Origin of the sequence: Actinospica robiniae DSM 44927 (genome assembly GCF_000504285.1) — a bacterium.
Classification (GTDB): Bacteria; Actinomycetota; Actinomycetes; order Streptomycetales; family Catenulisporaceae; genus Actinospica; species Actinospica robiniae.
Map to the genome: position 1 here is coordinate 3,312,728 of NZ_KI632511.1, position 20,145 is coordinate 3,332,872.

Consider the following 20,145-nt stretch of genomic DNA (forward strand, 5'->3'; position numbering starts at 1 on the left):
CACAGGCTATACATTAGCCTCATGAAGCAGTTTACTGTGCAAACATCCCCATTTCGGACACATCACCACCGGGTACCGGCTCCGGCCGGCTTTCGGGCCCGTTGCGCAGGGCGAGCGCGATCGGCACGCCCAGGACGCACAGCGCGCTGCAGCCGAACCAGATCGCGACGTACGTACTCTGCGTCGGCACGCCCGGGCGCAGCAGGAACGAGTCGAGCAGCGCCGCTCCGGCCGCGCCCGTCGCCGCGCCGGCCAGGGTCTTGAGCGTGTTGTAGACGCCGGTGCCGATGCCGGTCTGATCCGCCGGCAGACGGTGCATCAGCAGCCCTGGCAGCAGGCTGAGCCCGAGGCCGGCGCCGAAGCCGGTGACCGCGCTGGGGGCGATGAACGCGCCCGCGCTGCCGTGGCGCAGCGCGATACCCAGGTAGCCAGCCGCGCTCAGAGCGAAGCCGCACGTCAGGACGGCGCGGCCGCCGAAGCGGCGGGCCAGCCGGTGCGCGGCGAGGGCGCCGATCATCGCGCCGAGCACCGCCGGGAGCGAGAGCAGCCCGAGCAGCTGGTCGTCGGCGGCCAGTCCGTAGCCGGTCGATGCCGGTTTGGCCGCCTCGAAGGACAGTGTCGGGGACTGCGAGCCGTAGAGCGCGCAGCCGAGCAGGAAGCTGAGGCCGAAGACCGGTGCCGTCGACCGGCGGGCGAGCATGCGCACGTCCACCGTCGGGGAGTCGGCCGTCAGCTCCTGCCGGACGAAGAGTGCGAGCAGCACCGCCGCACCCGCCAGCAGCGCTCCCGTCATCAGGGCGCCGTAGTGCGAACCGACGCTGCTGAACCCGCCGAAGAGCAGGCCGAGGCCGAGGCTGAGCAGGGCCGCGCCGGACCAGTCCACCCGCCCGAGCGCGCGGGTGGTCGACTCCGGGACGCGGCGCCAGACCACGAGCAGCGCCAGCGCGGGCAGCGCGGCCAGGATCCACAGGCCCGGACGCAGCGCCGCGCCGACGATCGTGCCCAGCGTCAGCGAGCCGACCAGCGGGCCGACGGCGCGCCCGCCGCGATCCTCGCCGAGCCGGTCCCGCAGCAGGGCGAGCTCGAGCGGCAGCCAGCAGCTGAGCACGCCGGCCAGCGCCTGGCCGACCAGCAGCAGCGCGAGGCCGGTCGCGGCGGCGGAGAGCAGGTACCCGACGCAGGCGATCGCGAGCGTCGCGAGCAGCAGCCGACGGTGGCCGAACAGATCGCCGAGCCGGGAGGAGACCGGGACGGTGATGCCGGAGACGAGGTAGTTCACCCCGAGCACGATGGCCTGGTCGCCCGCGCCGAAGTGCAGGGTGCGGCCGAGATCCGGGAGCAGGACCGGGAAGGCGCCCTGCAGCGTGCCGCTGAAGAACTCGACCACCACGAGGAAGCGGACGAGCGCGGCGCCGGCGTTCGGCGGGGCAAGACGTGGCATGGGCACTTCCGGTCGGGTCTGCGGATCGCGGGAGGTGAAGTGCGAGAAAGGATCGCCGCCGGGGGAAACGATGCGCTATCGTCGCACGAATCCGCCGGGAAGCCCGCCTGCACGCAAGGATCAGCCATGATCGACGAACTCGACCTCGCCCTCGTCGACGCGCTGCGGGTGGACCCGCGCGCGCCCTGGTCCAAGCTGGCCGGCCCGCTCGGCGTGGACCAGGCCACCCTGTCCCGGCGCTGGGGCCGGCTGTCCGCGGACGGCGACGCCTGGGTGACCTGCTACCCCTCGGCCGAGCGGATGGGCATCGGGCTGACCGCGCTGGTGTGTGTGGAGTGCCAGGCGGGCTCGGTCGGGTCGGTGGCCGAGACGCTGGCCGGCGACGCCCGCACGCCGACCGTGGAGGTCGTCAGCGGCGACGCGGACCTGCTGATCACCGTGGCGGCGCTGGAACCGGGCCAGGTCACGGCGTACGTCCTGGAGCGGATCGGCCGCGTCCCGGGCGTGCTGCGCACCCGTACGGCCTTCGTCGAGCGGCTGGTCCGGGAGGGCAGCACGTGGCATGAGGGGGCGTTGGACGCGGCTCAGCGCCGCGCCATCAGCGGCGAGGCGCCCTCGGTCCGTCCGGCCGAGCCGCCGCTGCGCGACGTGATGGCCGATCGGGCCCTGATGCAGGCGCTCGGCGCGGACGGCCGGATGAGCTTCGCGGAACTGGCCAAGCACACGGACATGCCGGAGTCGACGGTCCGGCGGCGGGTCGGCGACCTGCGCCGCTCCGGCCGCCTCGTGCTGCGCTGCGACGCGAGCCCGCGGCTGAGCGGCCAGTCCGTGAGCACGACGCTCTGGCTGGACGTGCCCGCGCCGGACGAATCCACGGCGGCGGGTTGGTTCGCCGAGCAGCCGGCCACCCGGATGTGCGCGATGACGGCAGGTTCCCGGGCCAACGTGGTGGCGAATGTGATGACGCATCGGATCGGCGACGCGCGGCAGGTCGAGGCGGCGCTGGCGCGCCGCGTGCCGGCCGCGCGCGTGCTCGACCGGCAGCTGACCCTGCGGACGGTGAAGCTGGTCGGCCACCTCCTCGACGCGCAGGGCCGCGCCCACGGCTACGTGCCGATCGATCCGTGGGAAGACAACGATCAGGACACGGACGCGGCTCAGCCGCGGGCGAGCCTGCCGATCGCCAGACCCGCGAGCAGCGCCGCGCCGTCGCCGACGACCGCGTCGTCGAAGAGCGCCTCCGGCGCGTGGTTGAAGGCGGCCGTGAACGGATCGCGGTCCGCCGGGCAGGCGCCGAGCATCACGTAGGCGGAGGGGACGAGGGCGCCGAGGACGCCGAAGTCCTCCGAGCCGGCGATGGCGTGGGGCATCTCGACGTAGCGCCCCTCCCCCAGCACCTGCTCCACCGTGCCGGCCGCGAACGCGCTCTCGGCGGCGTCGTTGACCGTGACCGGGTATCCGTACTCGAACTCAGCGTCGACGGCGAGCCCGTGCGTCGCCGCGACGCCGCGCACCACCCGCACCGACTCCTCAGCGACCACGGCGCGGGACTGCGGCGAGAAGGAACGGACCGTCGCCGCGAAAGAGGCGGACTGCGGGATGACGTTCTCGACGGTGCCCGCGTGCAGGGTGCCGACGGTCAGCACCACTGGGTCGAACGCGTCGAAGCGGCGGGTCACCATGGTCTGCAGGGCGAGTACGGCCTCGCAGATCGCGGGCACCGGGTCGAGCGCGAGTTGCGGGCTCGAGCCGTGACCGCCTCGGCCGTTGAAGGTCACCCGCAGCGAGTCGGCCGCGGCCATGATCGGTCCCGGCCGTCCGGCGACCCAGCCCTGCGGCAGCAGCGCCGAGCCCACGTGCAGGGCGTAGGCGGCGACGACGCGCTCGCCCGCGGCGTCGAGAACCCCTTCATCGATCATGATCTGCGCCCCGCCGCCGCCCTCCTCGCCGGGCTGGAACATGAAGACGACCGACCCGGCCAGCTCCGCCTTGCGCTCGGCCAGCAGCCGCGCGGCACCGACCAGAGCGGCAACGTGCAGGTCGTGGCCGCAGGCGTGCATCGCGCCGGGAACGGTCGAGGCGTACGGCAGGCCGCTCGTCTCCTGCACCGGCAGCGCGTCCATGTCCGCGCGCAGCAGTACGGCCGGCCCGGGCCGGTCGCCGCGCAGCACGGCGGTGACGCTGCTCAGCTGCTGCCCGAGCGTCACCTCCAGCCCGAGCCCGTCGAGCGCCTTCAGGACACGGGCCTGGGTCGCGGGCAGGTGCAGGCCGATCTCCGGCTCCCGGTGGATCTCCCGGCGCAGCGCGGCCAGTTCCGGCTGGAGCGCGGCGGCGGATTCGGCGAGGGTCATGGGCTTCTCCGGTGCGGTCGGGCGGGCGAGGCGGGGGCAGAGGCAGGAAACGTGCCCACATCCTCACCGGATCCGGGCGGAGCGGTCCGAGCTGCACGAATCCGCCGCCACCGGAGGTGTCACGCACGGATCAGCCATCGGCGCAGAACTTAAGGGGTCTGATAAAGTCCCCCGGTGATCCAGCGGAGCAGGGCTCGATCGGACAGGCGGGAACAGTGGATCAGATCAGCGTCGTCATCCCGACGGCGAACCGGCCGGACGCGCTCGGCTACGCGCTGGCGAGCCTGCGGGCGCAGGACCTCGGGGGCCGCATCCAGGCGATCGTCGTGAACGACGGGGGCGCCGACGTGACCGAGGCGGTGGCGCCGTTCCGCAACGACCTCGCGCTGGAACTGCTGGAGCTGGAAGGCAACCGGGGCCCTTCGGCCGCACGGAACGCGGCGATGGACGTGGCCGACGGCGACTTCGTGACCTTCCTCGACGATGACGACGTGCTGCTCCCGGGGCACTTCGATGCCGTGCTGCCGCCGCTCATCGAGGGCTTGGCGGACGCCGTGTACACCACGATGCTGGTCAGCGATGTGCGCGCGGAGCCGACGGCCGAGGGCTACCGGGACGCCCGGCCGGCCTTCAACTACGACTTCGACCGCGAGTTCCTGCAGATGGCCAACTTCATCCCGCCGCTGGGCCTGACCCTGCGCCGGACCGGGCCGGACTGGCCGCGGTTCGACGCGGGCATCCGGCTGGCTGAGGACTGGGAGCTGTGGCTGCGGATGGACCGGGAGGGGTACCGGTTCCACCACGCCCCCGCCGCAACGGCCGTCTACCACCGGCTTCCGCGCCACGAGCACAAGGCCGACCCGACCGAGGCGGAGTCGCGGGCGATCCACGCCTTCCAGGTGGGCTACAGCCACCTGTGCGACCTGTGGCCGGTGGCGGCCGGCTCCGTGGCCGCGCGCGGGCGCGCCTTGGTTCAGCGCGCCTACGAGATCGGCTTCGTGCAGCTGGACCAGCACAAGACCGCGCTCTCGCCGTTCTGGTACGAGAACGTGCTGCGGGTCCTGCACGACCAGTACAGCGGCGCGTTGGCGGAGGCGGACGTGGAAACCGCCTTGCAGAAGGCTGTCACGGGCCGGGAATAGCAGAACCCGAAAATACTCGTCCGGGCGGCCGACGCGCGACCGCCCGGACACCCGGGGAATCTCAATCAGTATTCTGTTATTCGACGGCTTCGGCCGGATGTTTATTCGAACGCTGAGGCGTGCAGCGAGTAGAGCTCGGCGTACAGGCCGTCGGCCCGCATGAGCTCGTCGTGGCTGCCCGCCTCGGCTATCCTCCCGTCCGCGACCACCAGGATCTGGTCGGCCATGCTCACGGTGGAGAAGCGGTGCGAGACCAGCACGGTGATCGCCCCCGCCTCCTCGCCCACCCTTCGGGCGTTGACCGCGTACTGCTCGAAGAGCTGGTGCTCGGCCATCGCGTCGAGGGCCGAGGTCGGCTCGTCGAGCACGAGCAGCAGCGGCAGTTCCCGCATCATCGCGCGGCCGAGGGCCAGCCGTTGCCACTGGCCGCCGGAGAGCTCGGTGCCGTCGCTGTAGCCGCGGCCGAGCTCCGTCGCCAAGCCGTCCTCGAGCCGCTCGAGCACCACCGTGGCCCGGGCCCGGTCGAGCGCGCCGAGCACCGCGGCCTCGTCGTCGAGCCGCGGCAGGTCCCCGATGCCGACGGTGCGCTGGGCGGTGAGCTCGAAGCGCACGAAGTCCTGGAAGCCGGCCGAGATCCGGCCGCGCCACTCTTCGAGCGGAAAGCGGGTGATGTCGACGCCGTCGAGGCTGATGGTCCCGTTCGAGACGTCGTAGAAGCGGCAGAGCAGCTTCACCAGGGTGGTCTTGCCCGCGCCGTTCTCCCCCACGATCGCGACCGTCGAACCGGCCTTGATCCGCAGGTTGACATCGCTGAGCACCGGCTGGGCGGTGCCCGGGTAGGTGAAGGCGACGTCGCACAGCTCGATGCCGCGCTGGATCGTCTCGGGCAGCGGCGCATCGGGGGCCGGCGGCTCCTGCTCGGCGACGAGCTTGCGCAGCCAGCGCAGCCGGGTCAGGGCGTAGGCGACGCGCTGGAGCTTCTGCAGCAGATCCAGCCCGGTGCTGACCTGCTGGTTGACCTGCGCGGCGAGCGTGACGACGAGGACCACGTCGCCGACCTGCTCGTGCCCGTGCGCGGCCTGGAACAGTACGAAGAGCACTGATCCGACGTAGGCCGCGGCGAAGCACAGCTGACCCAGGGCACTGACGTAGGTCGCGCGCAGCTGTCCGGTCCGCAGGATGCGGCTGGCGATCTCCCACTGCTCCGACTGGCGCCGGACCACCTCGCTCCGCAGTCGCAGGACCCGCAGTTCCTTCGCGCTGGCCGCGGTGGTGGCCAGCTTGTAGAAATGCTCGGCCTGGCGCAGCGGAGTGGCGGCGTAACTCTTTGACCGGTCGACCATCCGCTGGGCGAGCTGGCCGGTCCACACCGGCGGCAGCGCCGCGACCGGAAGCAGCAGCAGCCACGGGGCGACGCCCGCCAGGATGACGCTGGTGGTGACCAGCGCGACGAGCAGCGAGAGCCCGGTGAACAGCCCGGTCAGGCCGGTGTCGAAGGTGCTCAGCTCGCGCCGCAGCACGGCGATCCGGTCCGCGTACTCGGCCCGTTCGTGGTGCTCGATCCGGGCCGAGCCGTTCGCCAGCGCGATGAGCTCGGCGTCGAGGTCGACCTCGACCATGTCGCAGGTCTCGATGTAGGGCACGTAGGAGAAGTGGTGCAGCAGCAGCACGCCGATGGCGGAGACCGCGATCGCGGCGCCGTAGCCGATCATCGAGCCGTGCTCGTGCGCGACGGCGGCGTCCACCCCGCCCTTCATGCTCAGGGCGAGCACGGGCCAGGCCAGTCCTTCGAGCAGCACCAGGACGGTCGAGAGCAGGATGCGGCCGCGGCTGGTGCGCCAGGCGATCGCGTAGAGCTGCCAGGTGCTGGCGAGCGCGTCCCTCATCAGATCTCCTCCTTCTCGTCCTCGTCGTCCTCGTCGCCCTCGGCGCCCTCGGCGTCGAGGCCGGCCGCGAACCGCTCGGCCTGCAGGTGGAACAACTCCGCGTAGCGGCCTTCCTCGGTGAGCAGCGACTCGTGCGTGCCGTCCTCGATCACCCGGCCGTGTTCGAGCACGACGATCCGGTCGGCGCGGCGGACGCTGGAGAAGCGGTGCGAGATCAGCAGCGTGGTCAGGCCGCGAGTGAGGTCGACGAAGGAGTCGAAGAACTCTGCTTCCGCTCGCACGTCGAGCGCCGCGGTCGGTTCGTCGAGCACGAGGACGCGCGCGCCCGCGTCGACGGCGTAGAGCGCGCGGGCGATGGCGACGCGCTGCCACTGTCCGCCGGAGAGGTCGGCGCCGTCGTCGTACTGCCGGGCCAGCGGCGTGTCGAAGCCGCGCGGCAGCGCCTCGATCGTCTCGACCAGGCCGACTTTCCCGGCCGCGGCCCGCACCGCCTGCATGTCCACCGGGCGTTCGACCGCGCCCACGGTGATGTTGTCGGTGACGGAGAGCTGATAGCGGGTGAAGTCCTGGAAGATGACGCCGATCTGTCGGCGCCAGGCGTCCACCTCGAAAGAGCGCACGTCGGTGCCGTCCACGCGCAGAGCGCCGGATGTCGGCTCGTAGAGGCGCGCGAGCAACTTCACCAGCGTCGTCTTGCCGGCGCCGTTGAGCCCGACGATCGCGGTGCACTCCCCCGCGTTGAGCGTCAGGTCGAGGCCGTCGAGTACCTGGCGTCCGCTGCCTGGATAGGAGAACGAGACGTCGTCGAAGCGCAGCGTCTGCGCGGGCAGGCCCTGCGCGGTGGCGATCGCGCCGTCGGGGATGTCGTCGACGACCGCGCCGGCCACCTTCGCGGCGAACTCCTCGGCCGCCGAGACGGCGTTCATGCCGAACTGCGTCGGGAAGTCGGCCTCATGGAAGAAGACGCCGATCAGAACGGCCGCGATCGTGCCCTGCAGGCCGAGAGCGAGTTTGGTCAGCGAGATCTCACCCGAGGCGGCGGAGCGGACGATGTAGGCGACGGCCAGCGTGTCGACGACGAGGCCGAACGCGGCGAAGACCAGGAAGTTGTAGGTGTTGCTGCGGCGCCGGGCCTTCCACATGGGCTTGAGCGAGGCGATCGCGCTGGTGCGGAACTCGCCGGTGACCCAGCCGGTCAGCCCGAAGATGCGCAGCTCCTTCGCCGCGCCCGCGGACATGCCGAGATCGCGGAAGTAGTCGCGGCGGCGCCGGTGCGGCCCGATCACCGGCCACAGCCGGCTCCAGATCCGCAACCCGGAACGGTGCCCGTAGCGGAAGGCCATCGTCGAGGCCAGCAACAGCAGCGCCACCCACCACGCGCTGACCGCGCCGACGAGCACGACGTAGCCGAGCAGGCCGGCGTAGCGGCTCAGGTAGCGCAGCATCCCGGCGGTCGCCCCGCCCGGGGTCTGCCAGCTGTGGTCGAGCTTCTCGGTCGCCTCGTCGAGGCGGTCGAGAGTGGCCGGGTCCTCCATCGGCCCGATCCCGGTCGAGTCGAGCGCCGAGGTGATCAGGGTGCGCTGGAAGTGGCCGTCCACCCGGTACTTCATCACCTCGCCGAGCGAGGTCTGCAAGGGCACGAACAGCTGCAGCACGATGAAGGCCCCGGACGCCAGCGCGAACGCGGCTATCAGCGCGTGCCACTGGCTCGAGCCGGTGCCGTGTTCTACCGCGCCCGGCACCCGGCCGATCACGTCGCTGGAGAAGAGCACGAACGCCACCGGAAGCAGGCCGACGACCAGGTCGACGGCGGCGAGCGAGACCACCAGCGGCCAGCCCGCCGCCGGCATCATCCTGATGATCAACCACCTGTCACCTATCGCTTCGTCCGACCACGTCTTCCACCGTTGTCGCATGAGCATCTCCCGTTCAGCCATGGGAGGACATGATCCAGTGCAATTGAGTACCCTGTCAAGATCCTGCCCTGCACGTATCAGCGACCGGACACGGCCTTCTCCACGGTTCCGGAACTCAGCCGTTTTCCGGCCGAGCGAGCGGCCGTCCGCGGATGCGGGGAGCGGCACGTCGGGTGGGTAGGAGATGAGACTGATCCGGTTAAGGTGTAGAACTCTTATAAAGTCTGTCACATCGCGGATTCCGCTTGCCCGCACTTGCATCCGGGCGATCTGCATTGGAATCCAACTAGCACGCTCATGGAAATTGCCGGTGAATTGGTAATGGCCCTGTCTCTAGAACAACGCCGGCTCGGCGCGAGCCGGCCCAAACGCAAATGTGGCGGACCGGCCGGAGCCGGTCCGCCACATCAGAGTGCAGCGATGCGTCCCGCGACTGCTACGAGCCGAGACCCACGCTCTGCAGCCACTGGCCGGCCACCGTCAGCGGGTCTTCCTTCTGCACCTGCACCTCGGTGTCGAGCTTGAGCAGCGTGGCGCTGTCGAGCTTGGCGTCCACCGCGTTGAGCACGTCCGCCTGGCTCTGGCTGAACGAGGACTTGTTCACCAGCGGCAGCACGTCCTGCACGCCGAAGATGCCCTTGTCGTCCGTCAGGGTGAGCAGGCCGCCCTGGGAGATGGTCGAGTCGGTGGTGAACAGGTCGCCCGCGCCCACGTCGCCGGCGGTCAGCGCCTTCTCGGTGAGCGGGCCGCCGGAGTCGAGCGTCTTGTACGTGACCTGCGACGCCTTGAGCCCGTAGGTCTTCTCCAGGCCGACCAGGCCCTGGGTGCGGGTCTGGAACTCGGAGGAGCCGCCGAGCACGAGCTTCTTCGTACCCAGCTTCGCGATGAAGTCGGAGATCGTCGCGCCCTGGGTCAGGCCCAGGCCCGCCGCCTCCTGCTTGGACAGCGTCAGCGTGTCGTTGTCCTGCGCGGTCGAGGACTGGAGTATCTCCAGGTTCGACGGCAGGGCCGCGGAGATGGCCGAGTCCACCTCGGTGGTCGAGCTCTCGGTGGCGGACTTGTCCAGGTAGGCCAGCAGCGCGCCGTTGTACTCCGGCTTGAGCGTGATCCCACCGGACTTGATCAGTCCGTAGGTGACCTCACGGCTGCCGATGTTGAGCTTGTAGGACACCTTCGTGCCCTTGTCCGCCAGCGCCTGCCCGTAGATGTCGGCGAGCAGGATCGACTCGGCGAAGTTGTCCGAGCCGACCACGACCGTGTCCGGCGCGGCCTTCTGTACCAGCGGATTACTGCTCGGCGCGCCCGAACTCGCACCCGAGCCGACCGGGCTCGAGGTACTGCCGCAGCCGGCCAGCAGGCCGAGCGCGAGCACAGTTGCCGTCGGGGCGGCGAAGCGGAGGTAGACCTTGCGTGCCATGGTGCTCCTTTGTCGTGAAGGGGGATGGCCTGGTCTAGCGAGAGCGCAGGCCGGGGGAAACCAGGAGGCGGTCGAGCAGCCAGAACACGAGCAGCGTGATCACGCTGAGCCCGGCCACGAGCACCGCGCCGCCGACCACCTGGGCGTAGTCGTACTGGCTGAACCCGTCGACGATGTAGCGTCCGAGTCCGCCGAAGGACGTCTCCGCGGCCAGCGTGGCGGTGGCGACGATCTGCACCGCGGCGCTGCGCAGGCCGACCAGGATCAGCGGCAGCGCCGCCGGGATCTCGACCCGCCGGAGGGTCTGCCAGCCGGTCATGCCGAGCCCGCGCGCCGCGTCGACGGCGGCCGGGTCGACCCCGCGCACGGCGGCGTGGGTGTAGAGCAGGATCGGCGGGATGCCCAGCAATACGAACGGGATCATGGTCACGGCGAGGCTGAGGTTGAGCTCCACCGCGAGCAGCACCAGCAGGCCGAGGCTGGGCATCGCCCGGCCGACGACGGCCAGGCCCGAGATCACGCCCTCGCCGCGGCCGTGGTGGCCGGAGAACAGGGCCGGCGGCAACGCGATGACGACCGCGATGGCCAACGCCAGCAACGAGTACTCGCAGTGCTCCAGGAGGCGGTGGCCGATCGAGTTGTAGCCCGTGCGGTAGGCGGGGTTCTCGAAGAACTGCCGCACATAGGTCAGCAGGTTCATCCGCCGCTCCCGGCCACTCGCGCCCACGGGGTCAGTAGCCGCTGCACCCCGCGCAGGGCCAGGTCGCAGAGGATGGAGAGCACCAGCAGCGTGATCACGCCGAGCCAGATAAGCCGGACGTTGAAGAAGCGCAGGCCGAGCGTGAACAGGTCGCCGAGGCCGCCGTAGTTCCCGATGACCGCGCCGACGCTCATCAGACTGAGCGAGGAGACGACGGCCACGCGCAGAGCGGCCATCAGCGGGGGCAGCGCGATCGGCAGCTCGACGGCCAGGTAGCGGCGTATTCGGCCGTAGCCGAGGCCGTCGGCCGCATCGAGGACCGAACGCGGCACCGAGTGGATCGCGTCGACCACCCCCGGCACCAGGACCGCCAGCGAGTAGACCGCGAGCGGGATGAACACCGAGGTGTAGCTCTCGCCGTACACGTCGATCAGCACGATGAACAAGGCGAGGGAGGGGATCGAGTAGAGGATGGTGACGATCCCGAGCACCGGCGGGTAGAACCGCGGCAGCCGCGAGCAGAGCTGACCCACCGGAAGCGCGACCAACAGGCCGAGAAGCGTGGCGCCGAGGCCGATCTCGAGCTGAAGCCCGACGAGGCCTAGGTAGCTCTCCTGAACATAGCTCGGCAGGTCGAAAACACTCATGAGACCACCTCGCTAGCGCTCGGTAGGCCGCATTCGCGACGCACTGTGCCCAATGATGAGCTCGCAAGCTCGCTCATGAGACCACCTCGCTAGCGCTCGGTAGGCCGCATTCGCGACGCACTGTGCCCAATGATGAGCTCGCAAGCTCGCTCATGAGACCACCCGCTCGCGCGCGGGCTGATGGTGCGTCGCGCGGATGGCCGCGGCGATGTCCTCCTGGCTGATCACGCCGACGACACGCCCGTCCTCGTCCACGCCGACGGCCCAGCCCGAGGGGCTGAGCACCGCCGCGTCCAGGGCGGCGCGCAGCGAGTCGGTCTCGGCCACGAACGGATGCCCGATCGGCAGCTCGTCTCCGGTCGGATCGCCCGGCGCGAACCAGCCGGCCGGCCGGCGGTTCTCGTCCGTGCGCAGCAGCCACGGCAGGGCGAGTTGGGATGCGTCCGGCTCTATACCCGGCGCGACCAAGGCATCCGTGCGCAGGGTCAGGCCGGAGCTGGGTATGAAGGTCAGCCTCCGCACGCCCCGGTCCAGGCCCAGGAACTGCTCGACGAACGCGTCGGCCGGTTTCTCCAGCAGCCGTCGCGGCGGGTCGAGCTGGGCGAGGTGGCCGCCTTCACGCAGCACCGCGATCCGGTCGCCGAGCCGGATCGCCTCGTCCACGTCGTGGGTGACGAACAGGATCGTCTTGCCGACCTCGGCCTGGATCTGCAGGAACTGCTCCTGCAAGCCCTTGCGCACGATCGGGTCGACGGCCGAGAACGGTTCGTCCATCAACAGGATCGCCGGGTCCGCGGCCAGCGCCCGGGCCACCCCGACGCGCTGCTGCTGGCCGCCGGAGAGCTGGTGCGGGTAACGCCCGCCCAAGGCCAGGTCCAGCCCCACCAATTCCATCAGCTCCTGCGCCCGGCGCCGGGCCGCGCGCCGGTCCATGCCGAGCAGCCGCGGCACGGTGCCGATGTTCTCCGCGACGGTGCGGTGCGGGAAGAGCCCGGCGTGCTGGATGACATAGCCGATGCCGCGGCGCAGCTTGGTCAGCGGCTGGTCCCGGACGTCCACGCCGTCTATCAGGATGCGTCCGTCGCTGGGCTCGACCAGTCGGTTGGTCATCCGCAGCGTGGTGGTCTTGCCGCACCCCGAGGGCCCCACGAGCACGGTGATCGCCGCGTCGGGCGCCTCCAGGCTCAGGCCGGCGACGGCTTCGGTGCCGTCAGGGTACTTCTTCGTCACGTTCTCGAAGGTGATCAAGCGTTCTCCTCGGTCGGGGGCCGGGACACCGGGAGGCCGGCGGCGGCCCAGGCCTGGAATCCGCCGACCACGTCGGTGGCCCGGTGCAGCCCCAGGTCTTGCAGATCGGCCGCGGCGAGCGACGAGGCGTATCCCTCGTTGCACAGCACGAGCACCTCCACGTCGTGGTGCTCGGCCTGCGGCAGCCGGTACGGGCAAAGCGGATCGAGCCGCCACTGCAGCTCGTTGCGTTCGATGATCAGGGCGTGGGGGATGATGCCGTCGCGCCTCCGCAGTGCCTCGTACCGAATGTCGATCAACAGCGCGCCTCGCGAGGCGCGGGAGTGCGCCTCGGTGGCACTCACCCGCTCCAGTCTGCCCCGAGCCTCCGACAGGATCTCGTCGATGGTCCGGCGCCTGGTCACACCCGCCATCGCTCCCCTCCCGCCGCTCACCACTGCTCCGGACTCTCCACCATCTTGAGCTCCATTACCCGTCCACGGCGCCGGTATCTGCGGATCAAGGGCAACGGCGGGTAATAGACGTGTACGGAGACGGCATGCTCGGTCGCGCTGGGGTTGACCATCTGGTGCAGATGGTTCGGCCCGAAGGCCCTGCCCGCGCCCGCGGGCAGGTCGCGCTCCCGGTCGAGGTCGGGCAGCAGCTCGAGCGTGCGCCAGCCGGAGGTCGGCAGCGGCACGGCGAGTGAGGATTCGTGCAGGGAGCCGGCTCCGGTGACGAACGCGCCGACGGAACCGCCGTGATCATGCCACCCGGTCTCGGCGCCGGGCGGCCAGCCGATCACCCAGGCCTCACTGCCGACGGGGCCCGGCAGTGCGAACCAGGTGCGCTGGTCCGGCAGGGTCTCGAGCCGGGCGATGAGCACTGGGTCGGCGGCGGCCTGGTGCGCGAAGGCGAGCAGTTCGGCAGGCGAGGGCGCGGCGACGGGAGAGTGCGGCAGGGTTGTCTGTGCTGTCATGGAACGGGCCTGTCTTGGTCAGACGCGTGTGCCGGAACGCCTGGCGCACGCGGCGGCAGGCGAGGGGCCGGGAAAGAGGCGCGGAGGTCCGCGCCGAAGTCCGCCGGGCAAGGCGCCGATACATGCGGACGTGAGGAAGTTCAGGAGCGCCGCCGCGAGCGGCGGGTCAGACGGCTAGGCGCAACACAGGCAGCCGACGTACCGGACAGTGTCCAGGTGCGTACGGCGAACGAGCCGGATGCCAGCCGAAGTCATGCGGCGAGTATAGGACACGCTTTCGGCCACCGGGACGACTTTCAGGCTGTGAACTCAGCGCATGGAATCGCGCGGCCAGCTGGGGTCTGCGCGAGGTTCAGATCTAGGCGGAACGGCTGATCTAGAACGATTTGATGATCGACTGAGTGTTGGTGGGAGGTGGTGGCCGGTCGGGTCGGGGTGGTCGTGGTGGTGTGGGCGGCCGCTTCGCGTCGCCTGTTTCATGTCTGACCGCCCGCCCACCCGTTGCGTTGGTGGGGTGGGCTGGGGTTTCAAGATCTCGCCTCCGGCGGGGGCCTTCCCTCGGAGAGAGTGCCGGGTCTCCGTAAGTGCTGGCGTCGGCGGGGCGGGTTGGGGTTCGGGGTGGTGGGGTTGCGGGGGTGTGCTCTCTCCTCGGTCGGTCCCCGGAGGCAATCAGGGACCTGCCGGGAGGTCAAGCGGCGGTGGCTTCCGCTGATGGTGGATTTTGCATGGCGCCGCTTGACCTCCCGGCAGAACCCTGATCGGGCTTCGCCTGCCCGACCGAGGAGAGAGCCCACCCCCTGAGGTCCGGTGCGAGCTGCACTCGGGCCGAGTCCAGTCCTGTGGCCCGGTCGCGCTCGGTGCGGAAGAATCCTGCATCGCCTTGGCCCGAGCATCTCGATCCTCGATCCGCGCGATCGAGTCCCGTGTCGCGGTCGCGCTCGGGGCGGAAAGATTCTGCATCACCTTGACCCGGCCATCCCGACCCTCGATCCGCCCGAAAGGTCGGCGCTCGGGTCGCGCTTGATGTCAGATCCTGCACGGCCTCGGGGCGATCGACCCCGATCCCGGATCTCGCAGCAGAATCCCGCAGGCCGGCCGTGCCCGATGCGGAAGGATTCTCCATCACCCTCGTCCGATCGGCCCGGAGCTCACGCAACGCGCAAGATCGCGCGGCACGGTCGCACGCCGAGGACAATTCCTGCACCGTCTTCAGCCACACCCCCGCCGCCATCTGCCCAGCCACCGCGCCCACCACCCCTCCCGTCGCAAGTCCCGATCCCCCGTACATTTCCATGCTAGACACCACCACCGACAAAAGCCGCGTATCCGGCCTTTGCCGGTTAAAGAAAATCCAGGATATTTCCGGGGAACTCGGGCGCGCTCCCCGACGTTGAAAGGAGAAGAGAAGAGAAGAGAAGAGAAGAGAAGAGAAGAGAAGAGAAGAGAAGCGCAGCCCAGAACAGCGATGCATGATCGTGCATCAAGCGCGACCGGGCCACCGGCGGGACTCGGCCCGAGCGCAGCTCGCACCGGACCTCAGGGGGTGGGCTCTCTCCTCGGTCGGGCAGGCGAAGCCCCATCAGGGTTCTGCCGGGAGGTCAAGCGGCGCCATACACAATCCACCAGCAACGGAAACCACCGCCGCTTGACCTCCCGGCAGGTCCCTGATTGCCTCCGGGGACCAACCGAGGAGAGAACACACCCCCGCAACCCCACCACCCAAAACCCCAACCCGCCCCGCCGACGCCAGCACTTACGGAGACCCGGCACTCTCTCCGAGGGAAGGGCCCGCGCCGGAGGCGAGACCTTGAAACTCCAGCCCGCCCTGCCAACGCAACGGGTGGGCGGGTTTACAGGCGAAAAACGGACGGAGCGAAGCGGCCGACCACACCCTGACCCGACAAGTCATCCCACGCCCCACCAGCGCTCAGCCGATCACCAAATCTCGCAATAGATATGAACCTCGCGCAGGCCCTAGAGTCCGCTCGATGAGGACAGTACTGCTCGGCATGGACGACCTCGAGCCTGCCGACGTGGCCGCACTGGCACGTCGGCGCGCGGTGCCGGTGGTCGCCGCCGAGGCGCTGGCCCGCGTGGGCGCATCCCGAGGCGCCGCGATCTCCGCCCTCGCTGCTGCGGCTCCCCATCGCCCCACGTACGGATACGGCACGGGCGTGGGCGCGAACCTGACCACGCTGGTGACCGCAGACCACTTCGACCGCTTCGGCCGGGACCTGCTGCGTGCGCACAGCGGCGGATTCGGACCGCTGCTGCCGGCGCCGTCCGCGCGCGCCATGATGGCAGTACGACTCAACCAGTTGCTACGAGCGGGCACGGCGGTGGGCCGGGACGTCGTCCAGGCACTCGCCTCGACATTGGCGCGCGGCCACGTGCCCGAGGTGCATACGCACGGCTCGATTGGCACAGCGGACCTGTCTGCGCTGGCGGAACTCGCACTCACGCTGTCCGGCGAGCTTCCCTGGATGCCGGGCGAAGGCGACGGTGCATCGCCTGCTCCAGTCCGGCTTTCCGGCTGGGACGCGCTGCCGCTGATGTCCAGCAGTGCCCTGACGATCGGCCGGGCCGCGTTGGCCTTGGAGGATCTACGGGTGCTGCTGGACTCCATCCCGCCTCTCGCCGCATTGGTGCTGCTCGCCGTGCACGGCAGCCTCGAGCCCTTCGACGTGGCCGTACACCGGATGCGTCCGCACGCCGGGGCCGCGGCGACCGCCGCCAGAATGCGTGCCCTGATACCCGGACCGACGGCGCCGGGCAGCCGGGTTCAGGACCGCTTCGGCCTGCGTGCGCTGCCGCAGGTCCACGGCGCGGCGGTGGAGGCGTTCGACACGCTGGAAGCGGTGCTGTGCATCGAGATCAACGCCGCGGCCGAGAATCCCCTGCTCGTGCGGGACGGGCCTGACGGCGCCCCGCGCTACGTCCACCACGGCGGCTTCCACCAGGCCCGCCTCGCCCTCGCGCTCGACCATCTGCGGCTGGCGCTGGTCGGCACGGCCGAGCTTTCCGCCGCCCGGTTGGCTGAGATATTCGAGCCCTCTCGTACCGGCGTGCCGCCGTTCCTGGCGCAAAGCGAGGACGGCAGCAGTGGCCTGATGATCCTGGAGTACGGCGTCCAGTCTGCCCTCGCCCAACTGCGCTCCGCAGCTCAGCCCGCGACCCTCAACCACTCGGTCGTCTCCCGCGGCGACGAAGACCATGCGAGCTTCGCTCCGCTGGCCACGACGAGGCTCGAGGAGTGCGTGGAGTTGCTGCGCCTGGTGCTCGCGGTCGAACTCGTGGCCGCGACACGCGCGCTGCGCATGCAGCAGGTGAACGTTGACGCGGTCGGTTCGGCCGAACTGGTCGACTTCGCCGCCACGGCCGCCAAGGTCCTCGACCCAGGCACCGAAGACCGGAACCTGACCGAGGACGTCCATGCCGTCGCCCGCGCCTGCTTCCCAGCTGCCTGACACTGTTCGCTGCGCCCGCGCCGGAAATAGACGCGTCCTGCGTCGCTCTGACAGGATGCTGTGCGTGGCCGGGGATGGCGAGATACGCAAGGCGTTCGAGGATGCGGCCGAGAGCGTCGGGAAGGGCTTGGGCACCGACGCGTCCAACGCCCTCCGACAGCTCTATCAGAAGACGAAGGGCAACCTTCAGAAGATCGGCCGGGACGCCAAGGCGGGCGACGAGAAGGCCGCCAACGACCTCAAGGACGTCCTGGGGCAGATGAAGGAGAACGCCGGCCGGGTCGGCGGCGATGTGGACAAGTCCGGGGCGAAGGCCGCGCAGACGGACCTGTACCAGAAGTTCAAGAACATCCTCTCCCCGACCGAGGAAGCGGGCAAGGGCGCGGAGGGCAAGGTCTACTCGGACGTGCTCAAGCCGCCCGAGGGCAAGGACGGGGTCCCGTGGGTCGGCGGGAGCAAGACCGACGGCGTGAAACTGGGCCAGCTGCCGGAGGATTCGGTCACCCGCGACGGCGACCTGATCACGCACGTCAAGGTGGACGGCAAGGACGTCCCGGTCGACGACTACATGAAGGGCCTCGCCGACGAGCGGCTCAAGACCTACCAGGACGCCAAGGAAGCCGGCACGTTCACCAAGAACGACACCGGCGCCGCGATGGCCGTCGGCGTCGACCGGCGCACCGGTGCGGTCTACGAGGGCGTCAACGGCGACTCGGCGCAGGTCATCCCGACCGCCGACCGCAACCAGACGCTCTCCGACCGCGTGCAGGACATGAAGGACGGCAAGGGCGACGACGGCTACACCTGGCGCGACTCGTCGACCGGGCACGACACCAAGGGCGACGACGACCCGTTCGGCCACGCCGAGGTGAAGGCGGCCAACGGGATGCTCAACGAGCGGCAGGCCGCGGGCGTGAACAGCGGCGACAGCGCGATCGGCGAGATGTCCTTCGCGCCGCTGTTCCCGTGGACCAAGACCAGCCCGGCGCGGACCTGTCCGAACTGCTCGCACCTGCTGGACGGCGCCAGCCTGCCTTACGGTATGCGGAGAAGCTATGGTGATTGACATGAACACCGAGGGCCCGAACGACGCGGGCGACGAGCTGGTACTGCGGGTCAACGAGGACGACCCGGACCTCGAGATGGACGAGGACCTCTACTACTCGTACCGCGACGAGCCCTTCACCGGCGTGATGACCGAGTACTACCCGAACGGCACGCTCGCCGCCGAGGTCGCGTACAAGGGCGGCAAGCCCGACGGCTGGGGCCGCTCGTGGTACGACGACGGCACGCCGAAGACGGAGAACTTCGTGCGCAACCGCCGCGTCGACGGGATCGCCAGGGCCTGGCACCGCAACGGCGTCGTGTCCGAGGAGCGCCGTTTCCGCGACGGCGAGTTCGTCGAGGTCAACGAGTGGGACGAGCAGGGGAACCTCATCGTCAAGCCGCCGGTCACCCGCGGCTTCAACATCCCGCAGGACCCTGACCGCGCCGCGCGCACCGAGCGTTCGCTGCTGAGCCAGGTCGAGCGGGACCAGCCCCTTCCCTCGCCGCTGGTCCATGTCGCCGCCGTCGATCTGCGCCACCTCGACGGCGACGGGGCGCGAATCCTCCGGGCCGCCGCAGTGCTCTTCGATGCCGAGTCCGGCCTGGAGCAGGAGTCGTCGGCCGTGGACCACACGCTGAAGGACGCGCGGGAGTTCTCGCTCAACTTCGAGGAGACCTTGGCTGCCGTCGAGGCGTTGCGGGGCCTGACCATCCCGGCCGGCGTGATCGTTTGCCCGGGCAACGGCCCGAACCACGGCACGGACCTCAACCTCGCCACGCACTTGGGACTGGCCACCGGCAAGCCGACCTTCGGCCTGTCCGACTCGGCCTACGTCGGAACGTACGCGGAGCCCGGCCCCCAGCGCGGAGCCGCGACCGACCTCGTGGACGACGAGGGCGGCGTCCTCGGCCGGGCGCTTCGCACCCAGGAGGGGGCGGAGCCGGTGTTCGTGACCCAGGGGCAGCGGCTCGCGCTCGACGCGGCGGTGGAACTGACGTTGCGCCTCACCGAGAACTCGCGCCTCCCGCTGCTCACCACGGCCGCGGCCAACCTGACGCAGGCTTCTTAAACTCTCGCGCGTCTTCCTCGGCTGTGGCCTCCACGGCCGACGGAAGAACGCGTTTCCCGGCTAGCTGCTGAAGTTCAGGCTCTGCAGATTCGACATCAGCGTCTGCGAGTGGCCTTCGATCTCTGATGCGTGCTGGTCGAAGACGTTGCTGTAGGACTCGAGCATCTCCGGATCGATGCTGAAGCTCGGCCCGACCTGCGAGGCGGAGCTGTCGCCGCCGTCGAGCATGTCGCTGACCGCGTTGAACACCATGCCGCCCACGGCCTTCTCCACCGCCTGGACCAGCGGCGGCATCGCCTTCTGCAGCACTTCGCCGATCAGGTACTGCTCGAGCTCCTGCTCCAGGAACTTGCCCAGTTCCTTGGCCGCCGCGACGATCGCCACTTCGGCCGCCTCGGCCAGGCCGAGCGTCGCGATGGAGGCCGCCTGGTCGGCGATGAACTCGGCCGCCATCACCGCGAACTGCGCGATGGCCTCGATCTTCTTGCCCACGATGAAGTCCGCGGCCACGTCCATGGCCGTGGCCACCGTGTTGCACGCCTCGACCAGTTCCTTCATGTGCGCGTCGCTCATGTCGGCCCATCGCGAGACCAGCAGCTCGTACGAAGCACCCTGATAAGCCTGGCCGACCTGCTGGACCGTGCTGGTCGCCGACTCGTGCGTGCTCTGGATGTTCTGCGCGAACTCGCGCACGTGGGCTCCGAACGACCGCACGGAGTCCTCATTGATCTGCGGGAAGCCGACCCCGATGAAGTTGAGGAAGTCCACGACCGGTTGGGGAAGCTCGATGGCCATGTGTGTGCGCCCCTCCGTGCGGCAGCCCGTGTCCGTGCGCTGCCCATCCGCGAGCTGTAT

Annotated in this window: 15 protein-coding genes and 1 pseudogene; 5 read left to right on the top strand and 11 right to left on the bottom strand. The window is 70.0% G+C overall.

Annotation, left to right across the window (positions count from 1 at the left end):
• Positions 1-31: 31 nt before the first annotated feature.
• Positions 32-1,441, bottom strand: coding sequence for an MFS transporter (locus tag ACTRO_RS14145; RefSeq protein WP_051450818.1), 1,410 nt, complete (start codon positions 1,439-1,441; stop codon positions 32-34).
• A 126-nt stretch (positions 1,442-1,567) separates the two neighbouring features.
• Here ACTRO_RS14145 and ACTRO_RS49640 point away from each other — a divergent pair.
• Positions 1,568-2,209 (top strand): annotated as a pseudogene (locus ACTRO_RS49640) (Lrp/AsnC family transcriptional regulator); the annotation flags it as partial.
• Positions 2,210-2,598: 389 nt separating this feature from the next.
• Here ACTRO_RS49640 and ACTRO_RS49645 read toward each other — a convergent pair.
• A complete protein-coding gene (locus tag ACTRO_RS49645) occupies positions 2,599-3,792 on the bottom strand; it encodes a M20 metallopeptidase family protein (RefSeq protein ID WP_034263554.1) in 1,194 nt (397 codons plus the stop codon).
• Positions 3,793-4,007: 215 nt separating this feature from the next.
• Between ACTRO_RS49645 and ACTRO_RS14155 the strand changes: the two genes are divergently transcribed.
• Complete coding sequence (locus tag ACTRO_RS14155; RefSeq protein ID WP_034263555.1) at positions 4,008-4,934, top strand: glycosyltransferase family 2 protein; 927 nt, start codon at positions 4,008-4,010, stop codon at positions 4,932-4,934.
• 101 nt (positions 4,935-5,035) lie between these two features.
• Here ACTRO_RS14155 and ACTRO_RS14160 read toward each other — a convergent pair whose 3' ends face one another.
• The 8 genes from ACTRO_RS14160 to ACTRO_RS14195 all read right to left on the bottom strand — a co-directional run bounded on the left by ACTRO_RS14160 (position 5,036) and on the right by ACTRO_RS14195 (position 13,706).
• Positions 5,036-6,820, bottom strand: coding sequence for an ABC transporter ATP-binding protein (locus ACTRO_RS14160; RefSeq protein ID WP_034263556.1), 1,785 nt, complete (start codon positions 6,818-6,820; stop codon positions 5,036-5,038).
• Complete coding sequence (locus ACTRO_RS14165; RefSeq protein WP_051450819.1) at positions 6,820-8,685, bottom strand: ABC transporter ATP-binding protein; 1,866 nt, start codon at positions 8,683-8,685, stop codon at positions 6,820-6,822. Before ACTRO_RS14165 ends, ACTRO_RS14160 begins: the two co-directional genes overlap by 1 nt.
• Before the next feature lie 487 nt (positions 8,686-9,172).
• A complete protein-coding gene (locus tag ACTRO_RS14170) occupies positions 9,173-10,153 on the bottom strand; it encodes an ABC transporter substrate-binding protein (protein WP_051450820.1) in 981 nt (326 codons plus the stop codon).
• Positions 10,154-10,187: 34 nt separating this feature from the next.
• Positions 10,188-10,853, bottom strand: a complete 666-nt coding sequence (locus ACTRO_RS14175) for an ABC transporter permease (protein ID WP_034263557.1) — start codon at positions 10,851-10,853, stop codon at positions 10,188-10,190.
• A complete protein-coding gene (locus ACTRO_RS14180) occupies positions 10,850-11,500 on the bottom strand; it encodes an ABC transporter permease (protein WP_034263558.1) in 651 nt (216 codons plus the stop codon). The genes ACTRO_RS14175 and ACTRO_RS14180 overlap by 4 nt, the downstream gene beginning before the upstream one ends.
• Positions 11,501-11,650: 150 nt before the next feature.
• A complete protein-coding gene (locus tag ACTRO_RS14185) occupies positions 11,651-12,748 on the bottom strand; it encodes an ABC transporter ATP-binding protein (protein WP_034263559.1) in 1,098 nt (365 codons plus the stop codon).
• A complete protein-coding gene (locus tag ACTRO_RS14190; protein ID WP_245594376.1) occupies positions 12,745-13,092 on the bottom strand; it encodes a rhodanese-like domain-containing protein in 348 nt (115 codons plus the stop codon). Before ACTRO_RS14190 ends, ACTRO_RS14185 begins: the two co-directional genes overlap by 4 nt.
• Before the next feature lie 86 nt (positions 13,093-13,178).
• Positions 13,179-13,706: a cupin domain-containing protein gene (locus ACTRO_RS14195; protein ID WP_034263561.1), complete on the bottom strand. Its 528-nt coding sequence runs from the start codon at positions 13,704-13,706 to the stop codon at positions 13,179-13,181.
• A 1,988-nt stretch (positions 13,707-15,694) separates the two neighbouring features.
• Between ACTRO_RS14195 and ACTRO_RS14200 the strand changes: the two genes are divergently transcribed.
• The 3 genes from ACTRO_RS14200 (at position 15,695) to ACTRO_RS43320 (ending at position 19,290) form a co-directional block, all read left to right on the top strand.
• Complete coding sequence (locus tag ACTRO_RS14200; RefSeq protein WP_034263562.1) at positions 15,695-17,173, top strand: aromatic amino acid lyase; 1,479 nt, start codon at positions 15,695-15,697, stop codon at positions 17,171-17,173.
• 64 nt (positions 17,174-17,237) lie between these two features.
• Positions 17,238-18,239: a hypothetical protein gene (locus ACTRO_RS47200; protein WP_157436182.1), complete on the top strand. Its 1,002-nt coding sequence runs from the start codon at positions 17,238-17,240 to the stop codon at positions 18,237-18,239.
• A 1-nt stretch (position 18,240) separates the two neighbouring features.
• Complete coding sequence (locus tag ACTRO_RS43320; RefSeq protein ID WP_051450821.1) at positions 18,241-19,290, top strand: endonuclease V; 1,050 nt, start codon at positions 18,241-18,243, stop codon at positions 19,288-19,290.
• A gap of 60 nt (positions 19,291-19,350) precedes the next feature.
• Here ACTRO_RS43320 and ACTRO_RS14215 read toward each other — a convergent pair whose 3' ends face one another.
• Positions 19,351-20,085, bottom strand: a complete 735-nt coding sequence (locus ACTRO_RS14215; RefSeq protein WP_034263564.1) for a WXG100 family type VII secretion target — start codon at positions 20,083-20,085, stop codon at positions 19,351-19,353.
• Between the last annotated feature and the right edge of the window lie 60 nt (positions 20,086-20,145).

What these genes read in the sequence shown, in the direction of transcription:
- ACTRO_RS49645 (WP_034263554.1), bottom strand. Translation starts at nt 3,792, where the DNA reads ATGACCCTCGCCGAATCCGCCGCCGCGCTCCAGCCGGAACTGGCCGCG.
- ACTRO_RS43320 (WP_051450821.1), top strand. Translation starts at nt 18,241, where the DNA reads ATGAACACCGAGGGCCCGAACGACGCGGGCGACGAGCTGGTACTGCGG.
- ACTRO_RS14145 (WP_051450818.1), bottom strand. Translation starts at nt 1,441, where the DNA reads ATGCCACGTCTTGCCCCGCCGAACGCCGGCGCCGCGCTCGTCCGCTTC.
- ACTRO_RS14200 (WP_034263562.1), top strand. Translation starts at nt 15,695, where the DNA reads ATGAGGACAGTACTGCTCGGCATGGACGACCTCGAGCCTGCCGACGTG.
- ACTRO_RS14215 (WP_034263564.1), bottom strand. Translation starts at nt 20,085, where the DNA reads ATGGCCATCGAGCTTCCCCAACCGGTCGTGGACTTCCTCAACTTCATC.
- ACTRO_RS14175 (WP_034263557.1), bottom strand. Translation starts at nt 10,853, where the DNA reads ATGAACCTGCTGACCTATGTGCGGCAGTTCTTCGAGAACCCCGCCTAC.
- ACTRO_RS14195 (WP_034263561.1), bottom strand. Translation starts at nt 13,706, where the DNA reads ATGACAGCACAGACAACCCTGCCGCACTCTCCCGTCGCCGCGCCCTCG.
- ACTRO_RS14160 (WP_034263556.1), bottom strand. Translation starts at nt 6,820, where the DNA reads ATGAGGGACGCGCTCGCCAGCACCTGGCAGCTCTACGCGATCGCCTGG.
- ACTRO_RS14170 (WP_051450820.1), bottom strand. Translation starts at nt 10,153, where the DNA reads ATGGCACGCAAGGTCTACCTCCGCTTCGCCGCCCCGACGGCAACTGTG.
- ACTRO_RS14180 (WP_034263558.1), bottom strand. Translation starts at nt 11,500, where the DNA reads ATGAGTGTTTTCGACCTGCCGAGCTATGTTCAGGAGAGCTACCTAGGC.